The following is a 15,386-nucleotide window of genomic DNA, read 5'->3' as shown; positions in this document are numbered from 1 at the left end:
TCGCTCTAAATAACCTGGGGAAATAAAGAAATACTTTTTTCGAATAAATTAATTGAAGCGGATAATTACGGATGCGTTTTTTAAATAGAAGACATTCTGTTCGCAGATCACTTTGCTGACGACAAAGCGTATGAAAAATTAGGAAAATTAATCCCTGACGCTTATTATCGGATGCAGGCCGCTTGGCCTTAGAAGCTTTTATTAAATTTTTATGAAGGGTGTCTCCACTGTGATCGAACATATCAAAGGCAGTCTGCTTGAAGCTCAGCGGGCTCTGGATGACTTTATCGCCAACGCGGAGGCTTTGCGTAGCGTGGAGGCGGCGGCCGAGACGCTGATTAAAACCTATGAGCGCAAGGGGCGGGTATATTCCTGCGGCAACGGCGGCTCCATGTGCGACGCCATGCACTTTGCAGAGGAATTGACCGGGCGTTACCGCAAGAACCGGTCAGGATTGGGCGCGATCGCTATCAGCGATCCCAGCCACATGAGCTGCGTCGCCAATGATTTTGGCTACGACTACGTTTTCTCAAGATATATCGAAAGCCATGGCCGTGAAGGCGATAGCCTTATCGCCATCAGCACCAGCGGCAAGAGCCCCACTATTCTCAACGCGGCGAAGGCGGCGAGAGAACAGGGCGTCAGCGTGATCGCTCTGACGGGTAAAGCGGGTTCGCCCCTGGAGAGTCTGGCGGACGTATGTATCTGCGCTCCCGGCGGCTCGTACGCAGACCGTGTGCAGGAACTGCACATCAAAGTCCTGCATATTCTGATTGAGTTGGTGGAGCGCCGCTTTTTTCCTGAGAACTACGAGCAGGCTTAACTCCTGTCGTTAGGCGTCTCTAAATAAAAAAACCGGGCGTCAGGCCCGGTTTTTTGTCGGTCAGACAGGTTAACCGCGTGGCCGGATTCTACGGGTCGACAGCATCTTGGACGGCTGCAACAACTCATCCAGTTGCGCTGCGGTCAGCAACCCTTCCTCCAACACCAGCTCCACGACGCCCCGTCCGGTATGTAGCGCCTTCTTGGCGATGCGGGTGGCGTTTTGGTAACCGATGAACGGGTTCAGCGCGGTGATAATGCCGATACTGTTCTTAACGGTATTCTCACAATGCTCTTTATTGGCGGTGATGCCGGCCACACACTTGGTTTCCAGCATTTTKATGGCTTCGCCGAGCATGCGCATACCGCTGAGCAGGTTGTAAATGATCAACGGCTCCATGGCGTTCAACTGCAACTGTCCTGCTTCCGCCGCCATGGTGATGGCGAGGTCGTTGCCGATGACCTGAAACGCAGTCTGGTTCATGGCTTCAGGAATAACCGGATTCACTTTGCCGGGCATAATAGAAGAGCCGGGTTGCATGGGCGGCAGGTTGATTTCATTGAAGCCGGCGCGAGGGCCGCTGGATAGCAGACGCAGGTCGTTGCTGACTTTAGACAGCTTCACCGCCAGACGCTTGAGTACGCCGGAAAACAGAATAAAGGCGCCCATATCCGAGGTGGCTTCAACTAGGCAGTGAGCCAATTGCATTGGCTTGCCAGAGATGTCGGCGAGCGCGTCAATCGCCAGATCCGGGTAGTCCGGGTGAGCATTCAGGCCGGTGCCGATGGCGGTTCCGCCGAGGTTCACTTCCTGCAGCAAGCCCGCCGCGTAGCTGATGCGGTCAATGTCTTCGCGCAAGGTCACGGCGTAAGCGCCGAACTCCTGGCCAAGCGTCATGGGAACTGCGTCCTGTAGCTGGGTGCGACCCATTTTGATGACGTCGGCGAACTCCCGAGATTTCTCTTCCAGCGCTTTGATCAAATCCGACAGCGCGGCGCTCAATGGCTCCGAAGCAAAAATAATCGCCAGTCGCGCAGCGGTAGGATAGGCGTCGTTAGTGGACTGCGACATATTAACGTCGTTGTTGGGGTGCAGGAATTCATACTCGCCCTTGACGTGTCCCATGATCTCCAGCGCGCGGTTGGCGATCACTTCATTGGCGTTCATGTTAGTGGAGGTGCCTGCGCCGCCTTGAATGAGGTCGACAATAAACTGATCGTGATAGCCGCCGTTGATAATGTCGCGGCAGGCGGCTTCAATGACTTCCGCTTTGGCGTCGCTGAGCTGACCGGTTTGCTGGTTGGCGCGGGCCGCCGCCATTTTGACCATGGCCAGGGAGTTGATCAGTTCGGGGAAGTGGCTGATGGGAACGCCAGTGATATTGAAATTCTGTTTGGCGCGTTGGGTTTGAATTCCGTAATACGCGTCCCGGGGAACGGGCTCATCACCCAGTAAGTCGTGTTCGATTCGAACCTCGGTCATAGATACATCTCGCATGGCCAACAATTATGCAAGCAATGGAAACATGGCGGCCCAGCCGCTGCAATCTCGTAGAATCACTTATCCTGCGGGGGCTCCAGCGGTTTCGAGCGACGCTAACAGCACGCGGACGCACTCTCTCAATTGAGCGGTGATTTGTTTTCTGCCGCTTAGACCCGTCACGCGGGCGATTTCGCTCCAGTCTTGTTGCTGCTGCACTTTGGCTCGCCAAAGCGTGGCGGCTTTCTCTTCCAGATAAGTTAACTCCGTGTAAGCGCCTAAAATCAGCAGGAGATCCTCGACATTCTCATAGGGCCGGCTTCCTTCGACAAATAGCTGCAAAAGTTCGATTTCTCCGGCTTGCAAAGCGTCCGGTGTCTTGGAGGGAAGTCGGGATAATATCCAGGGCTCTTGGGCGAAGACATGGTGGCTGTCGAAGGCGCTGCGTCGCACAAAACGATCGTGCGCCTGAGATATCAATGTTTCCCCCTCGGAATCAAGAGACATTGCGACGCAAGCGGCGTAGGCGCCGGCGACATGATCGCGTTTGCCGCCCAGGCGCAACAGTCGATATCCCGCGTGCTCCCAGAATTGCAGCAGGGAGTCGGAGGCGCCAAAGCTGGCTCCGATCAGACAACAGTCGGTTTGTTCCAGGATTTTCTTTAATGCCTGCAGCATCCACAAGCCGACGCCGCGTCCCTGACGTTCAGGATGTACGGCGATGCGAATGACGCGGGCCATCGGACGTTGTAATGCCTCTCTGACGCCCATCTGCTGGGCGAACAGTTGTTGCAGCAAGTGGCCCCGTGGACGGCGGGTTCCGCGCCAGATGGCGTCGATGAGCGGTGGCTCGGTGAAAGGGCGCTCATGGGAAAGCAAGACTGCGCCGAGGACGCGGCCCCGCACCGTTGATACAAATACGTCCAGTCCCGGGCTATCCAGCAGGGTTCTTAGATCGTCAGGAGTAGTACGGTAGTGGGCCAGAGTCAGTAGCTGGAATATTTCCGATAGCCGCTGCGGCGAACGCAGCAAGGATTCGCCATCAAGTCTTTCGAAATTCAGCTCACTCTCATCCCAAGCGGTTGGTAAAGGCGCAGGTTGATACTGGTTAAGCAATAAGGCGTCGTTGATAAAAGTTTCCAGTGGGTCGCCTTGCGACCAGCGCATGGGTTGCGACATCGTCACATGTCGCCAGCCAGGACGGCGTTTGTCCAGCAAGGGAAACACCCGCAGTGAAAAGCCTTGTCCTGTGCCTTCATAACCGTGAAGGGTGGTGGCGAAGACAACGCTGGGGTAATGCTCCAGTAACGACGCCAGAATGGGGGTGGGTATGGCGGCGGCTTCGTCGACTAATATCAGGTCGGCCTCGGGCAGGCGTTGCAATAAGTCGTCGGGAGCGATGAATGTCAGGTGCTGTTTGAGTCGTTCCTGATCGAGACCCAGTTCGGTCGCAGTCATTTCCGCATGCTTGAATAGTGTGGCCACGGCGGCGAAAGAGGGCGCCGTCACCAGAATAGTTTCCGCCTGCTCTGTGATTCTGTGTGCGGCTGCGATGCCAAGTGCGGCGGATTTTCCCCGGCCGCGGTCGGCGGTTATGGCCAAGGCGTCCTGCTGTTCTGCAGCCAGCGTACGCATCGCTGTAATCACGGCGGACTGCGAAACCGCTCCAGTATGTGTGCTTGTATTGGATGGGGGACTCAAGTCCGTGTAACGGATAATGGGCGTCGCACTTTTGGCGAACGTGATTCGCAGCCAGCCGCTGGCGTTGTCCAGGCGCCCCTGCAAGTGTCGCAGATAATGTCCGTCCACATCTTGGTGAGTGAGTGGGTGCGCCAATATCCGTTGATAATCCGGATCATCGAATGATGGCCATTGCCGCGCCGGCGGGGTCAACAAAAGCAATAAACCTCCGCCACGCACGGTTCCGGTTAGGGCTGCGAAGGCGTCTGCATGAAATCCGCAGCGGGCGTCGAATATCAGGCAATCGATTTCCTGTCCGAGCCTGGTTTGAAAGCGGGCGGCTTCCAGCACTTCCAGTTTCGTCTGCAAACTGGATGGCGGCGAGGAGGGCGCGCCCACCCAGACAACCCGTTGGTCTGGCGCGAAATGCTCAAGTATTGGCCAGATCACCGCCTCGACTTCAGGAGCTTCACCTTGAATCAAAACCGGCGCTCTGAAATTGGCGGCGCGCGCGCGGGCTAAAGCGGACGCCAGGGCGTCACGCCAATTCTCCTCTTGAGACATTGCGGAATACTGCATGGTGGGTGCTGGTCTCGCAGGGTCAGTCTTTGGGGCTACGGTCGCTGTTCATGATTTTGGTGACGAAGACGCAGCTGTTATAGCGCTCGAACGACCAGCGCATGGTGGCGTTAATGGCGGCGGTGACATCGTCGAAAGAACCAAAGACCTGAGTGCTCATGCGATTAGGGTGGACGTCCACGCCGGGTTGCTGTTCTAAGTGCTTGATAACGTCGAGAACGGGCGGTTTAAAATCGTCTGTGAAGGGGTAAAAGCTCAATTCCGCTGAAATGTTCATCCTGAGTTCCTCACTGTGATTAGCCGTGGAGCCGACTATGCAAACACGCCGACTGTGTGTTGTCTATGTTAGCAGCGCCGCGTCGCTTCATATAGATGAGCGGAAAGCCGATGAAACCTTAGAAATGCAGGGCGGAGGCGCTTATAATACCGGCCAATTATTTCAGGGGGACCCACTGTGTTTGATTTGCATAAATTTTCCCTTCGCGCGCAGGAAATTATTGAGGCCGGCAAGTTTTTGTACGGCGCCGGCTGGTCTCCCGCCACCAGCAGCAATTACTCCGCGCGTATCGACGACGCCAACATCGCCATCACGGTATCCGGCAAGCACAAAGGGCGTCTGCAGGCCCAGGATATTATGGTCGTGGACCTACAGGGCCGGGCGGTGGCCAGTCAGATGAAATCCTCAGCGGAAACGCTGCTGCACACCGTTATTTACGACCTAAAACCCAATGTCGGCGCGGTGCTGCATACTCACTCAGTGAACGCCACGGTGCTTTCCCGCGCGTTGCGTCCCAATACGGAGATCGTATTTGAAGATTACGAACTCCAAAAAGCCTTCCGTGGCGTATACACCCACGAAGGGCGCTGTGTCGTTCCCATATTTGATAACACTCAGGATATTGAAGCGTTGTCCGCGTTGTCGGTGGAGTATCTGAAAGAGCATTCAGATTGTCCCGGTTACCTGATTCGCGGCCACGGTATGTATACCTGGGGAGAGACCATGGCGGAATGTTTGCGTCATGTGGAAGCCATGGAATTCCTGCTAGCCTGTGAATTGGAAATGATGAGGATCAAGTCATGAGTAGCCTGCGTATATACAACGATAACGATTTTTCGCAACCCCTGGTCTTTACCGAAGATGGCGCGGAGATCTCCCGCCAGTTGAACGAAGTGGGCATTCGCTTTGAGCGTTGGTCCACCCGTGAACTGGAAGAGGGCGCTACGCCGGATTCAATTCTGGCGGCGTACCAGGCGGAAGTGGAGAAGTTGAAAGCGGAAAATGGTTTTACCACGGCGGACGTGGTCAGCCTGACCCCAACTCATCCGCAAAAAGATGATTTCCGTAAGAAATTTCTCGACGAGCACCGTCACAGTGAAGACGAAGTGCGCTTTTTCGTACGCGGTCAAGGCCTGTTTTATTTGCACCTGGATGACAAGGTCTATGTCGTGCTGTGCCGCAAGAATGACCTGATCAGTGTTCCTAACGGAACCAGGCATTGGTTTGATATGGGCCCGGCGCCGGAGTTCACCTGCGTGCGTTTGTTCACCAACCCTGAGGGCTGGGTGGCGCAGTTTACGGGCGACGAAATCGCTTCGAAAGCGCCTCGTTTTGAGCAACTTATCGAGGCGGCGTAATGGCGGAGTTTAACGGTATCAGAGCCATCGTCACGGATATTGAAGGCACAACAAGTAGCATCAGTTTTGTGCATGAGGTGTTGTTCCCCTATGCCGCCAAGCATATGGACGCTTTTATCCGGGAAAATTTCTCCGCGCCTGCCGTTGCGGAGCAGCTGGATGAGGTCGCCCGCCTGGGCGGCGTTGATCGCAAAAGTCCTGATGCGCTGATCAAACAGCTGCTGGACTGGATTGCGGAAGACAAGAAAATCACTCCGCTGAAGGCGTTGCAAGGCATGATCTGGCGCGCCGGTTATGACGAAGGCGCCTACAAAGGGCATGTCTACCCGGAAGTGGCCGAGCGTTTACGTCATTGGCGCGAGCTGGGTATCCGTTTGTTCGTGTACTCGTCTGGCTCAGTTGCGGCGCAGAAGCAGATTTTCGGTTTTTCCGAGGCGGGCGACTTGACGCCGTTGTTTAGCGGATATTTCGATACGCGCGTCGGCGGCAAACGAGAGGCGGACTCATATCGGGCGATTGTGCGTGAAGTGTCTGAGCCTGCGTCCAGCGTCTTGTTTCTCTCGGATGTGCCGGCGGAGCTCAGCGCAGCGGCGGAAGCCGAGTTGCAGGTGTGCCAGTTGGTGAGAGGCGAAGGCATCGAGCGTCAGGAAGCTTATCCGGCGGTCGCCAGCTTTGCTGATCTGGTGATTAAACCTGCCTGAGTATAATAAGAAGCGAGAGGCGTCGCACTCTCGCTTCTTCCCGCTTCCTCGCTACCATTCGTATCTTATCAGTCCCTAATTCACCTTATTGATGACTTCTAATCTAAGGCTCTCTCTTTAACGAGAAGTTGGCTCTGGTGACACTCTTTTCTTCGTCGCTAAATTGTTTCCGTTATGCGTGAGCTGACGCGAATACGCAGTACGTTTTCTTTCTCCAGGGTTACATCCAACTTCAAAGCAAGACAGGCGGCGGCTTCTTGCACGATGGCCAGTCCGAGTCCGTAGTGGTCGCGCTGGCTGCGGGACTCGCCTTTGCGCCAGAAGGGATGGAATAAGCGCTCAAGATCTTCTTGTGTCAGGTCCGGCGCGGCGTTGCGTGTTTCAAGGGCGAATCCGCTGGCGTCGGCGGACAGGGTCAGGGTGACAGTGGATTCCAGCGGCGCGTATTCCACCGCATTCGTGAATAAATTGGCCATGATAGTGGTGAGCAGGCCTTTGTCGCTGGTTATGACAAGCGTCTCTGGCGCTTGCGCTTGCACCGCCAGCCCTCGCTTCTTGGCCAGCCCATATATACGCTGGCGCTGTTCGTCGAATAAGGCGGCGGCGTCGATGGGCGCGTTTTCCGGTTTACTCGATCCCGATTGGAAGCGGGCCAGGAGTAGCATGGAGTTGACCAGGTTGGCCATGGAGTGGGAGAGGTGGTTGGCGTGACGCACCGCTGTCAGCAGGCGTTCTTGATTTTGCTGGGCGCGCAGGGCGATGTCCGTGGCGATGCGTAATTCCGCCAGCGGGGTTCTCAGTTCGTGAGCGGCGTCGGAAGTGAAACGGCGCTCCCGTTGCAGGGTAAAATCCAGTCGTTTCAGTAAGGCGTTTAGGGTCTCTGCAACCGGCGTGATTTCTTGCGGCCAATGTAGATCGGCCTCCAGCTTTTCCCCGCTGGAGCGGATCGCGCTGACTTTGGTGGCGAGCTCTCGTAACGGCTTTAGTCCGCGGCCAATGGTGAGGTAAACAATCAGAAACGTCAGCGCTGGCAGGATAGCCGCAATGGCCAGCATCCAGTTGCGCAGCAGAGAGAGCGACTGGTCTAGGGACGTGCGCTCCCGGACGACCAGGAGCTGCACTTGCATGCCTTGTACGTGCTCCGGCACTTTTAGATCCGGTTGTTCTTCGATCCATCCCCATTGCGCGTCGACTTTTTGAAAAATGGCTCGCGCAGAATGCTTGTCCTGCAGATCGAAAAAGTAGGGTTTATTACCCGCTGGGCGGGGAGGGTAAGACAGGCGGCGATTTTCCTCCTCAAGCATGGGAGATTGGTCCACGATCTCTTTGCCGTCTGCGCTCCACACTTGAAATATGCGTGAGCCGCCAGCGTTGTACTGGGTCGCTACGTCAAAGTCGATATCGATGTAGAAGTCGCCGTCCGGCCAGACTCGGGCGACGCTGGCGACATTTTGAAATTCCAGCAGCAGGTCGCGATCAAAGTTGTCGATGAGAATCTTGCGCGCAACCAGATAGGCGGCGGAGCACAGGGCCAGCCCCAGCAGGCTGACGCCTACGAAGGTCATCCAGGTGGTGGTGAAACGGATGGATTTCATCGTATTGAACGTTTGGAAATTGAGCGTCGATAGTTATGACTGGCGTATCTGATAGCCATGTCCCCGGCGGGTAAGGATAAACGAAGGACGGTCTTTGTGATCAATCATTTTTCGCAGGCTGGAAATGGCGGAATCCACGACGTTGCTCATTGGTTCGATTTTGTCGTCATAGATTTTGTGTTCGATTTCCTGCCGGGACACCACACGGTGACGATTCAAAGCCAGACATTCCAGCAGCGCATACTCGCGAGGCGGGAGGGTGATTGGAACGCCACTGATGCTGACTTGTTTGCTGTGTAAATTAATGGTCAGCTCACCGATTTCCAACAGATTACTGGCGCAACCGGCGCGACGGCGTAACAAAGCCTCTATGCGCGCCAGCAATTCAGCGAAATCAAAAGGCTTCACTAAATAGTCGTCGGCCCCGCTGCGCAGGCCAAGTACGCGATCTTCAACATTGTCCCTGGCGGTCAGCATCAGCACCAGACTGTCAGCGCCGAGAGTGCGCAGACGGTCCAGCAATTCAAAGCCGTTCATGCGTGGGAGCATGATATCGAGAATAATCAAATCGTAGGATTGCTCGCTGGCGAGCCATAAGCCTTCCTCGCCGTCTGCGGCGGCGTCGACCACATAACCGGCGTCGCCCAATCCGATGACAAGGCTTTGGCGTAAAATGTCGGCGTCTTCAATGACCAGTAAACGCATAAAAGGGACTAGCTTCCTGTTGTGAGGGGCGTCCGCCCGGATGAGTCGGGCGCGTCCCTGCGCCCTTCCGCCTCAATTTTTATCAACATGGCGACTACATTGACATGTTAATAGCCCGGCGCAGGCTCGGTTGTTTCAAGCTAATAGTATCCTTCTATATTAGCTGTCTGATTAATTGCTTTCACAGGCGACGACGTTACGCCCGTTCAGACTGTAACCCTTCGCCCACAGGCCGGAAATGCCCACGCTTTCGAAATAAGGACAAGCCTTGCGCAGGAAACGACGCTTGGATATTTCCCCGTCGTCGCCGTCCGTGTAGTACTCCTGATTGAACACCGCCTTATTGGCGTTGAGGAAGGTATCTTCATATGCCTCACACTCTTCATACGCAAAGCATTGCTCATTGACGGCGAAATCGAAGTAAGCCACCAGCTCTTCCGCCTGACCGACGTCGTTCTTCAGGCCCACGCTGAGACCACGGGCGTGAGCCGCTTGTGCGATCCAGATATTATAAGCCAGTTGGTCCGCGGCGCTGATTTCACCTTGAGTTTCGCTGCGGTTGTCGTAGCCGTCCATATTATCCGGCTCGACGGCGTCGCAGCCTGCGTCACGGGCCAGATCCAGTCGCGCTTCCATGATGGGTTTGATGGTCTGCTCCAAAGCCGTTTGGTTACCGATGTTCAACCAGGTTTCGCCGGGCCAGTCGTCCATATCGCCGTCAGCGATTACAGAATCCTCGGTGAACTGGTTGGCGTCAGGACGCCAATCTTCGCGGGTGCCTGCGCTGAAGTAGCAAATGACTTTCTTACCTTTGTTTTTCAACTGATGAATGAGGCTGTTGGCGCCGTTTTCACCGCCTTCAAACAGGTCTATGTCGTAGGCGTCCACGTCAAGGTCCATGTTGATGGAGCCATAACGCTGCAGTTGCCACATCCAGGTTGTTCCAGGCGTTGGATTCCAGATATCGCCAACGGTGTCGCCGTCGTCTCCATCATCGCCACCGGTATCGCCGCCATTGTCCCCGTTGTCGCCGTCGTCACCACCGGTATCGCCGCCGTTGTCCCCGTTGTCGCCATCGTCGCCACCGGTATCGCCGCCGTTGTCTCCATTGTCGCCGTCGTCGCCACCAGTATCTCCGCCGTTATCACCACCGGTGTCGCTACCGTCGTCATCCCCATCATCGCCAGGATCTACTGCGCCGGGGCAGGACAGGCTGGTTCCGCCGTTCAGCTCGAAACTTTGCCGCCAAAGTGCGGAAATGCCTGCGCTGACGAAGTAGGAGCAGGCGTTGCCGAGGAATTGCTCTTTTGTGATGATCCCTTCCTCGCCTTTTTTATAGTACTCCTGATTGAATACGGCTTTGCCGGCGCTGAGGAAGGTATTTTCGTATGCAACGCACTCATTGCCCCAGGCGTAGCATTGTTCATTGACGGCGAAGTCAAAATACGGAGCCAGCGCCTGTAACTGGTCGACATCATTTTTTAGTCCGATGCTAAGGCCACGGGCGTGTGCGGCTTCCGCCAGCCACTTGTTGTAGGCCAACTGATCCGCTGCGCTGATGGCGCCATGGGTTTCATCCCGGTTTGTGTAACCGTCCACATTATCCGGCTCAACGGCGTCGCAACCCGCGTCTCGGGCCAAATCCAGCCGCGCTTCCATAATGGGTTTGATGGTCTGCTCCAGGGCGGATTTATTGCCGATGTTCAACCAGGTTTCGCCAGGCCAATCCTGCATACCGCCATCTGCGATCACCGAGCCAGGGGCGAATTGATCTGCATCGGGACGCCAGTCTTCGCGGGTGCCGGCGCTGAAGTAACAAATTACGCGCTTGCCTTTGTTCTTCAATTGACGAATCAGGCTGTTGGAGCCACTGCCGCTGCCTTCGAATAGGTCAATGTCGTAGGCGGTGACATCCAGATTCATATTCATGGAGCCGTAGTTTTGCAGCTGCCACATCCAGGTTGTTCCTGGTTTGGGGCGCCAGATACTGGCGGCGCTTTGCGATCCTGCATTGGAGGCAGAGCCGCTGTTGGTTGCTTTTGTCTCATTATCCCGAGTCCCTGCGTCGGAGTTGCAGGCGGTGAGACCCAATGCGCAGGCTAGCGTCGCCGCAGCCAGTGCGGGTTGCAGGCGCTTGCGGGCGAAGGGCGGATTGGCGGAAATGTAAGGACCGAATAACTTCTGGGTCATTGCTGATCTCCTGAGGTTCTAATTATTAGTTAAGTAGGAAGACTGGCTCACTTTATGAGTGAGCCAATTTCATCCTAATCAGGAGAAACTTACCGGAACATTATGATTGCCTGATTTTTGCTCTGAACAAAAACTGAACTTTCTGTCGTGTTTTTAGGTGGAGGTGAGCTGCTTCTGATACTGGCTGGGGCTGCGTCCATACTGTCGCTGGAACCGTCGGCTGAAATGGCTCAGGTTACGATATCCCAGATCGAAACAAACACGGGTGACGGATTCTCCCTGGCGCAGGCGCTCGCCGGCGCGTTGCAGTCTTAATTGCTGCTGAAACTCCGAGGGAGCGCAGCCAAAGTGGCTTTTGAATTCAGCGAAGAAACGGCTGCGGCTCATGCAGGCGATTTTGCAGAGCTGATCAATATCCAGGGGCTGCGTGATGTGCTTCTGGATATGGCTGAGAGCGGCGGCCAACCCATTAATGTCGGGCTGACGTTCACAGGCTCCCAGTAAGAAGGCGCGGGTCTGCTGGCGCAGCATCCTCACCACTAATTCGCTGACGCCCAAGTCGATCAGGATATCCCGGTCTGGTCCGTTTTCGCTGAACGTGGCGATCATTCTCTCAAGCAGCGCCTGGGTGGCCTGAGTATGGGGAGTATGGATTAACGTCTCTGTGCGGTAGCGCCATTCTTCAAAGTCTTTATGCAGCGGCGCCACTTTGTTCATATGCGAACAGATGCTGTCCACCCGCGTGCGTGAAATCTCTACCGTCAGGCAGGACGTCGGGCGGTCCAGCTCAGCGTCGGGAAAATCTATGCTGATGGTTTCGCCGGGGGCCATCACGAAGGATTCCTGCGGCAAAAACTCCGCCGTGTAGTCGTCGCGACCGTGCAGAATTTTACGGCCGCTGATCATGCCGCAATAAAGCAGTTCGTCCGCCGACAGGCCGACGCTTTGCGCGGGCAGGTAGGTGTCGTAGACGCTCAACTCCGAGTTGGGGCCGGCGAAAGATACCCTGTTTTCTATCAGCTCGCGTGGCTCCCGGGCTGCAATGGCTATTGCTCTTGTCACCTCTGTCACCCGTCATGTTTTTATTTTTGGAGTAACCAGCAGACTTCATCGCCCGTGGACTCACAGGCAACAGATATGTACTAACAGATAAGCAGAGCCGCTGTCCAGAGGTTTAAAGTGGTCCCATGGCGGTAGTACCGCCGCGCCCGGCAGGCGCAGTCCATAACGACAAGTAGCCATAACAAAAACAGAGAGGATAACGGCATGATTTACGAACAGCCCGGTCACGATAAAGCCTTGGTTAACTTTAAAGCCCGCTACCAGAACTTTATTGGCGGCGAGTGGACGGCGCCTGTACAAGGTCGCTACTTCGACAACATCTCTCCGGTTAATGGTAAGAAATTCTGCGAGATCCCCCGTTCCAGTGCGGAGGATATTGATCTGGCTCTGGATGCGGCGCATAAGGCCAAAGACGCCTGGGGGCGGACGTCGGCGACGGAGCGCTCCAATCTACTGCTTAAAATTGCTGACCGCATGGAACAAAATCTGGAGATTCTGGCGGTGGCGGAGACCTGGGATAACGGTAAGCCGGTGCGAGAAACTCTGGCGGCGGATATCCCCCTCTCGGTGGATCACTTCCGTTACTTCGCCGGTTGTATTCGCGCTCAGGAGGGCGGGCTGGCGGAAATCGACGCCAATACGTTGTCGTATCACATCCATGAACCGCTGGGCGTAGTGGGACAGATTATTCCTTGGAACTTTCCCATCCTGATGGCGGCCTGGAAGCTGGCGCCAGCCCTGGCGGCGGGCAACTGTGTGGTGCTGAAGCCCGCAGAGCAGACGCCTGCTTCAATTCTGGTGTTGATGGAGTTGATCGGCGATCTGTTGCCGCCGGGTGTGGTGAATATTGTCAATGGCTGGGGAGCGGAAGCGGGTCAGGCACTGGCCACCAGCAAACGTATCGCCAAGATTGCCTTCACCGGCTCAACCCCGGTTGGTTCGCATATCCTGAAGTGCGCGGCGGAAAACATTATTCCTTCCACCGTGGAGCTGGGTGGAAAGTCTCCCAACATCTACTTCGCGGACATCATGCGTCAGGAAGAGGCTTTTATCAGCAAATGCGTGGAAGGCATGGTGCTGGCGTTTTTCAACCAAGGCGAAGTGTGCACCTGTCCCTCGCGGGCGCTGATTCATGAGTCAATCTATGACGACTTTATCGGCAGAGTCATTGACCGCACCAAAACCATTAAGCGCGGCAACCCTCTGGATACCGACACCCAGGTAGGGGCGCAGGCCTCTCAGGAGCAGTTCGATAAAATTCTGAGTTACATCGAAATTGGCCGCAAAGAAGGCGCGCAAGTGCTGTTGGGCGGCGGGGTTGAAAAACTGAGCGGCGACTTGCAGGACGGTTTATACATCCAGCCGACCCTGTTGAAAGGCGGCAATGACATGAGAGTGTTTCAGGAGGAGATCTTTGGCCCGGTGGTCGGCGTCACGACTTTCAAAACCGAGGAGGAAGCTCTGACCATCGCCAATGACACTGAGTATGGTCTGGGAGCGGGCGTATGGACGCGGGATATCAATCTGGCGTTCAGGATGGGGCGGCAAATCAAGGCGGGCAGGGTGTGGACTAATTGTTATCACCACTATCCGGCGCATGCGGCCTTTGGCGGCTACAAGAAATCCGGCGTTGGCCGGGAAACGCACAAGGTGGCGTTGGAGCATTACCAGCAAACCAAGAATCTGCTGGTGAGTTATGACATCAACCCCTTAGGCTTTTTCTAAATACAGACGGGGGATTTGCGGCAGGATGCGCGAACTCCCCTAAGCCCTTGACCTGAGGGCTGGACTTTCAGACTGCTTGCGGCCGACAATTTCGATACTGACAGGGCAATCGGAGCGGCCGCTTTTTTTCATGTTCGTTTTTTCTCATCGATTATGGGCGGCTACGCTGACGCTGCTTGCAATGCTATCGCTGACCGCCTGCCTAGGTCCCCCTGACACCAGCGCTGAATTATTTCAGGATTACCGTGATCGCTTGGAGCGGGTGTTAGACACTGACTTTCCTACCGCTGATCGTACGCTTCCCGTTGTGGTTTATCCTCGCAGCAAAGTGCTGCTGAGGGACGTCGCCGAGCTGAAGATCAATTTACTGGATTTCCTGGGACTGACCGGCTGTGAGTTGAACCGGCTGGTGGGCTTTCGTAATAGTCCGCTCGGCAAGATGATGCCAGCCAGTCAGAAGTGGCTTTATGAGCAGCAGTTTTTGAGCTTGGGCGATGCCTGTCTGACGACGCTTGAGGCGCAAGACGAAGAGGCGGATCTCGCCCTAGAGCTGCGTCGCGCGCTGGCGAGTAAACGCGATGAGATTGGCGATGTGGCTTGGAACGCAACCTGGGCCGGGCCGGAATGGCAAGCCCTGATGTCGCAGAAAGAAGGTGGCTTCGACCTGGACTTTCAGGCTGGCGACTGGGCGGAACTGAGTCTGGCGTTATCTGCATTGGCCGAGTGGTCGACGCGGCCGGAATCGCCCAGTTTGGATGCCGATAGTCTGGAGGCGCTGAATCGTCGCTTGCTGACGTATCCGATGGTGGGACGGCTGCTTTTCTCTGCGGAAGAAGCTTCTGCGGAAATGGAGGCGATTGTTGAAGGGCTGAAGCGTCGGCTTGCAGAACGGCCGCTCTGTGTGAATGGGGCTCCTACAGAACGTAGCCGCATCCTGCAATATGTGCTGGTTAATATATACAGTGTCCGGGTGCAGCCGTATCTGGCGCAGCTGGAAAAGGCGCGTCGTGACTGGCTGCCGCCGTTGCAGCGCTCCTATGAACAATTGCAAGGAGATCGGTCAGCGGCGTTGCGGGATTTCGCACGGCGCTACTTGCAGGAAGAGGAGTCCAGTCTGTGGTGGGAGTTCCGCCACAACGCCGCGGCGCATGCGGCGATATGGACGGAGATGTTGGCGCAATGCGGGTTGGCGCCCGGAAGCCGGTAAATAAT

13 protein-coding genes are annotated in these 15,386 nt (G+C 55.7%); 6 read left to right on the top strand and 7 right to left on the bottom strand.

What is annotated here, in order from left to right:
* Positions 1 to 229 precede the first annotated feature (229 nt).
* The gene (locus KP814_RS20140; protein WP_216738453.1) at positions 230 to 823 is read left to right on the top strand and encodes an SIS domain-containing protein; all 594 of its coding nucleotides are present in this window, start codon (positions 230 to 232) and stop codon (positions 821 to 823) included.
* Between the two features lie 69 nt (positions 824 to 892).
* On the opposite strand, the gene aspA is transcribed toward KP814_RS20140, so the two are convergent.
* From aspA to KP814_RS20125, 3 genes are all read right to left on the bottom strand, one after another.
* Positions 893 to 2,305 (bottom strand): aspartate ammonia-lyase, encoded by a 1,413-nt coding sequence (gene aspA / locus KP814_RS20135; protein WP_253938507.1) that lies wholly within the window; start codon positions 2,303 to 2,305, stop codon positions 893 to 895.
* A 78-nt stretch (positions 2,306 to 2,383) separates the two neighbouring features.
* Positions 2,384 to 4,561: a tRNA(Met) cytidine acetyltransferase TmcA gene (locus KP814_RS20130; protein ID WP_216738451.1), complete on the bottom strand. Its 2,178-nt coding sequence runs from the start codon at positions 4,559 to 4,561 to the stop codon at positions 2,384 to 2,386.
* A gap of 22 nt (positions 4,562 to 4,583) precedes the next feature.
* Positions 4,584 to 4,838: a hypothetical protein gene (locus tag KP814_RS20125; RefSeq protein ID WP_216738450.1), complete on the bottom strand. Its 255-nt coding sequence runs from the start codon at positions 4,836 to 4,838 to the stop codon at positions 4,584 to 4,586.
* A 177-nt stretch (positions 4,839 to 5,015) separates the two neighbouring features.
* Here KP814_RS20125 and KP814_RS20120 point away from each other — a divergent pair, with 177 nt between their 5' ends.
* The 3 genes from KP814_RS20120 to mtnC are packed head-to-tail and all read left to right on the top strand — an operon-like array spanning position 5,016 to position 6,897.
* Entirely contained in the window at positions 5,016 to 5,642 is a 627-nt protein-coding gene (locus KP814_RS20120; RefSeq protein ID WP_216738449.1) for a methylthioribulose 1-phosphate dehydratase, read from the top strand.
* Entirely contained in the window at positions 5,639 to 6,196 is a 558-nt protein-coding gene (locus tag KP814_RS20115) for an acireductone dioxygenase (protein ID WP_216738448.1), read from the top strand. The genes KP814_RS20120 and KP814_RS20115 overlap by 4 nt, the downstream gene beginning before the upstream one ends.
* On the top strand, positions 6,196 to 6,897 hold the full coding sequence (gene mtnC, locus KP814_RS20110; RefSeq protein WP_216738447.1) for an acireductone synthase: 702 nt from the start codon (positions 6,196 to 6,198) through the stop codon (positions 6,895 to 6,897). Before KP814_RS20115 ends, mtnC begins: the two co-directional genes overlap by 1 nt.
* 158 nt (positions 6,898 to 7,055) lie before the next feature.
* Here mtnC and KP814_RS20105 read toward each other — a convergent pair whose 3' ends face one another.
* The 4 genes from KP814_RS20105 to KP814_RS20085 all read right to left on the bottom strand — a co-directional run bounded on the left by KP814_RS20105 (position 7,056) and on the right by KP814_RS20085 (position 12,449).
* Positions 7,056 to 8,492, bottom strand: a complete 1,437-nt coding sequence (locus KP814_RS20105; RefSeq protein WP_216738446.1) for an ATP-binding protein — start codon at positions 8,490 to 8,492, stop codon at positions 7,056 to 7,058.
* A gap of 33 nt (positions 8,493 to 8,525) precedes the next feature.
* Positions 8,526 to 9,197, bottom strand: a complete 672-nt coding sequence (locus tag KP814_RS20100; RefSeq protein WP_216738445.1) for a response regulator transcription factor — start codon at positions 9,195 to 9,197, stop codon at positions 8,526 to 8,528.
* A 171-nt stretch (positions 9,198 to 9,368) separates the two neighbouring features.
* The gene (locus tag KP814_RS32900) at positions 9,369 to 11,387 is read right to left on the bottom strand and encodes an endo alpha-1,4 polygalactosaminidase (RefSeq protein WP_253938506.1); all 2,019 of its coding nucleotides are present in this window, start codon (positions 11,385 to 11,387) and stop codon (positions 9,369 to 9,371) included.
* Between the two features lie 153 nt (positions 11,388 to 11,540).
* Positions 11,541 to 12,449 carry a helix-turn-helix domain-containing protein gene (locus tag KP814_RS20085; RefSeq protein WP_216738444.1) on the bottom strand — a complete coding sequence of 303 codons (909 nt, stop codon included), beginning with the start codon at positions 12,447 to 12,449 and terminating at the stop codon, positions 11,541 to 11,543.
* Between the two features lie 204 nt (positions 12,450 to 12,653).
* Between KP814_RS20085 and KP814_RS20080 the strand changes: the two genes are divergently transcribed.
* The gene (locus KP814_RS20080) at positions 12,654 to 14,174 is read left to right on the top strand and encodes an aldehyde dehydrogenase family protein (protein ID WP_216738443.1); all 1,521 of its coding nucleotides are present in this window, start codon (positions 12,654 to 12,656) and stop codon (positions 14,172 to 14,174) included.
* Positions 14,175 to 14,304: 130 nt separating this feature from the next.
* Positions 14,305 to 15,381: a DUF3080 domain-containing protein gene (locus KP814_RS20075; RefSeq protein ID WP_216738442.1), complete on the top strand. Its 1,077-nt coding sequence runs from the start codon at positions 14,305 to 14,307 to the stop codon at positions 15,379 to 15,381.
* Positions 15,382 to 15,386: the final 5 nt, after the last annotated feature.

It is taken from the genome of Hahella sp. HN01, from assembly GCF_018986435.1.
GTDB lineage: Bacteria > Pseudomonadota > Gammaproteobacteria > Pseudomonadales > Oleiphilaceae > Hahella.
The sequence above is the reverse complement of the archived record's forward strand: the minus strand, read 5'-3'. Positions and strand labels throughout refer to the sequence as shown.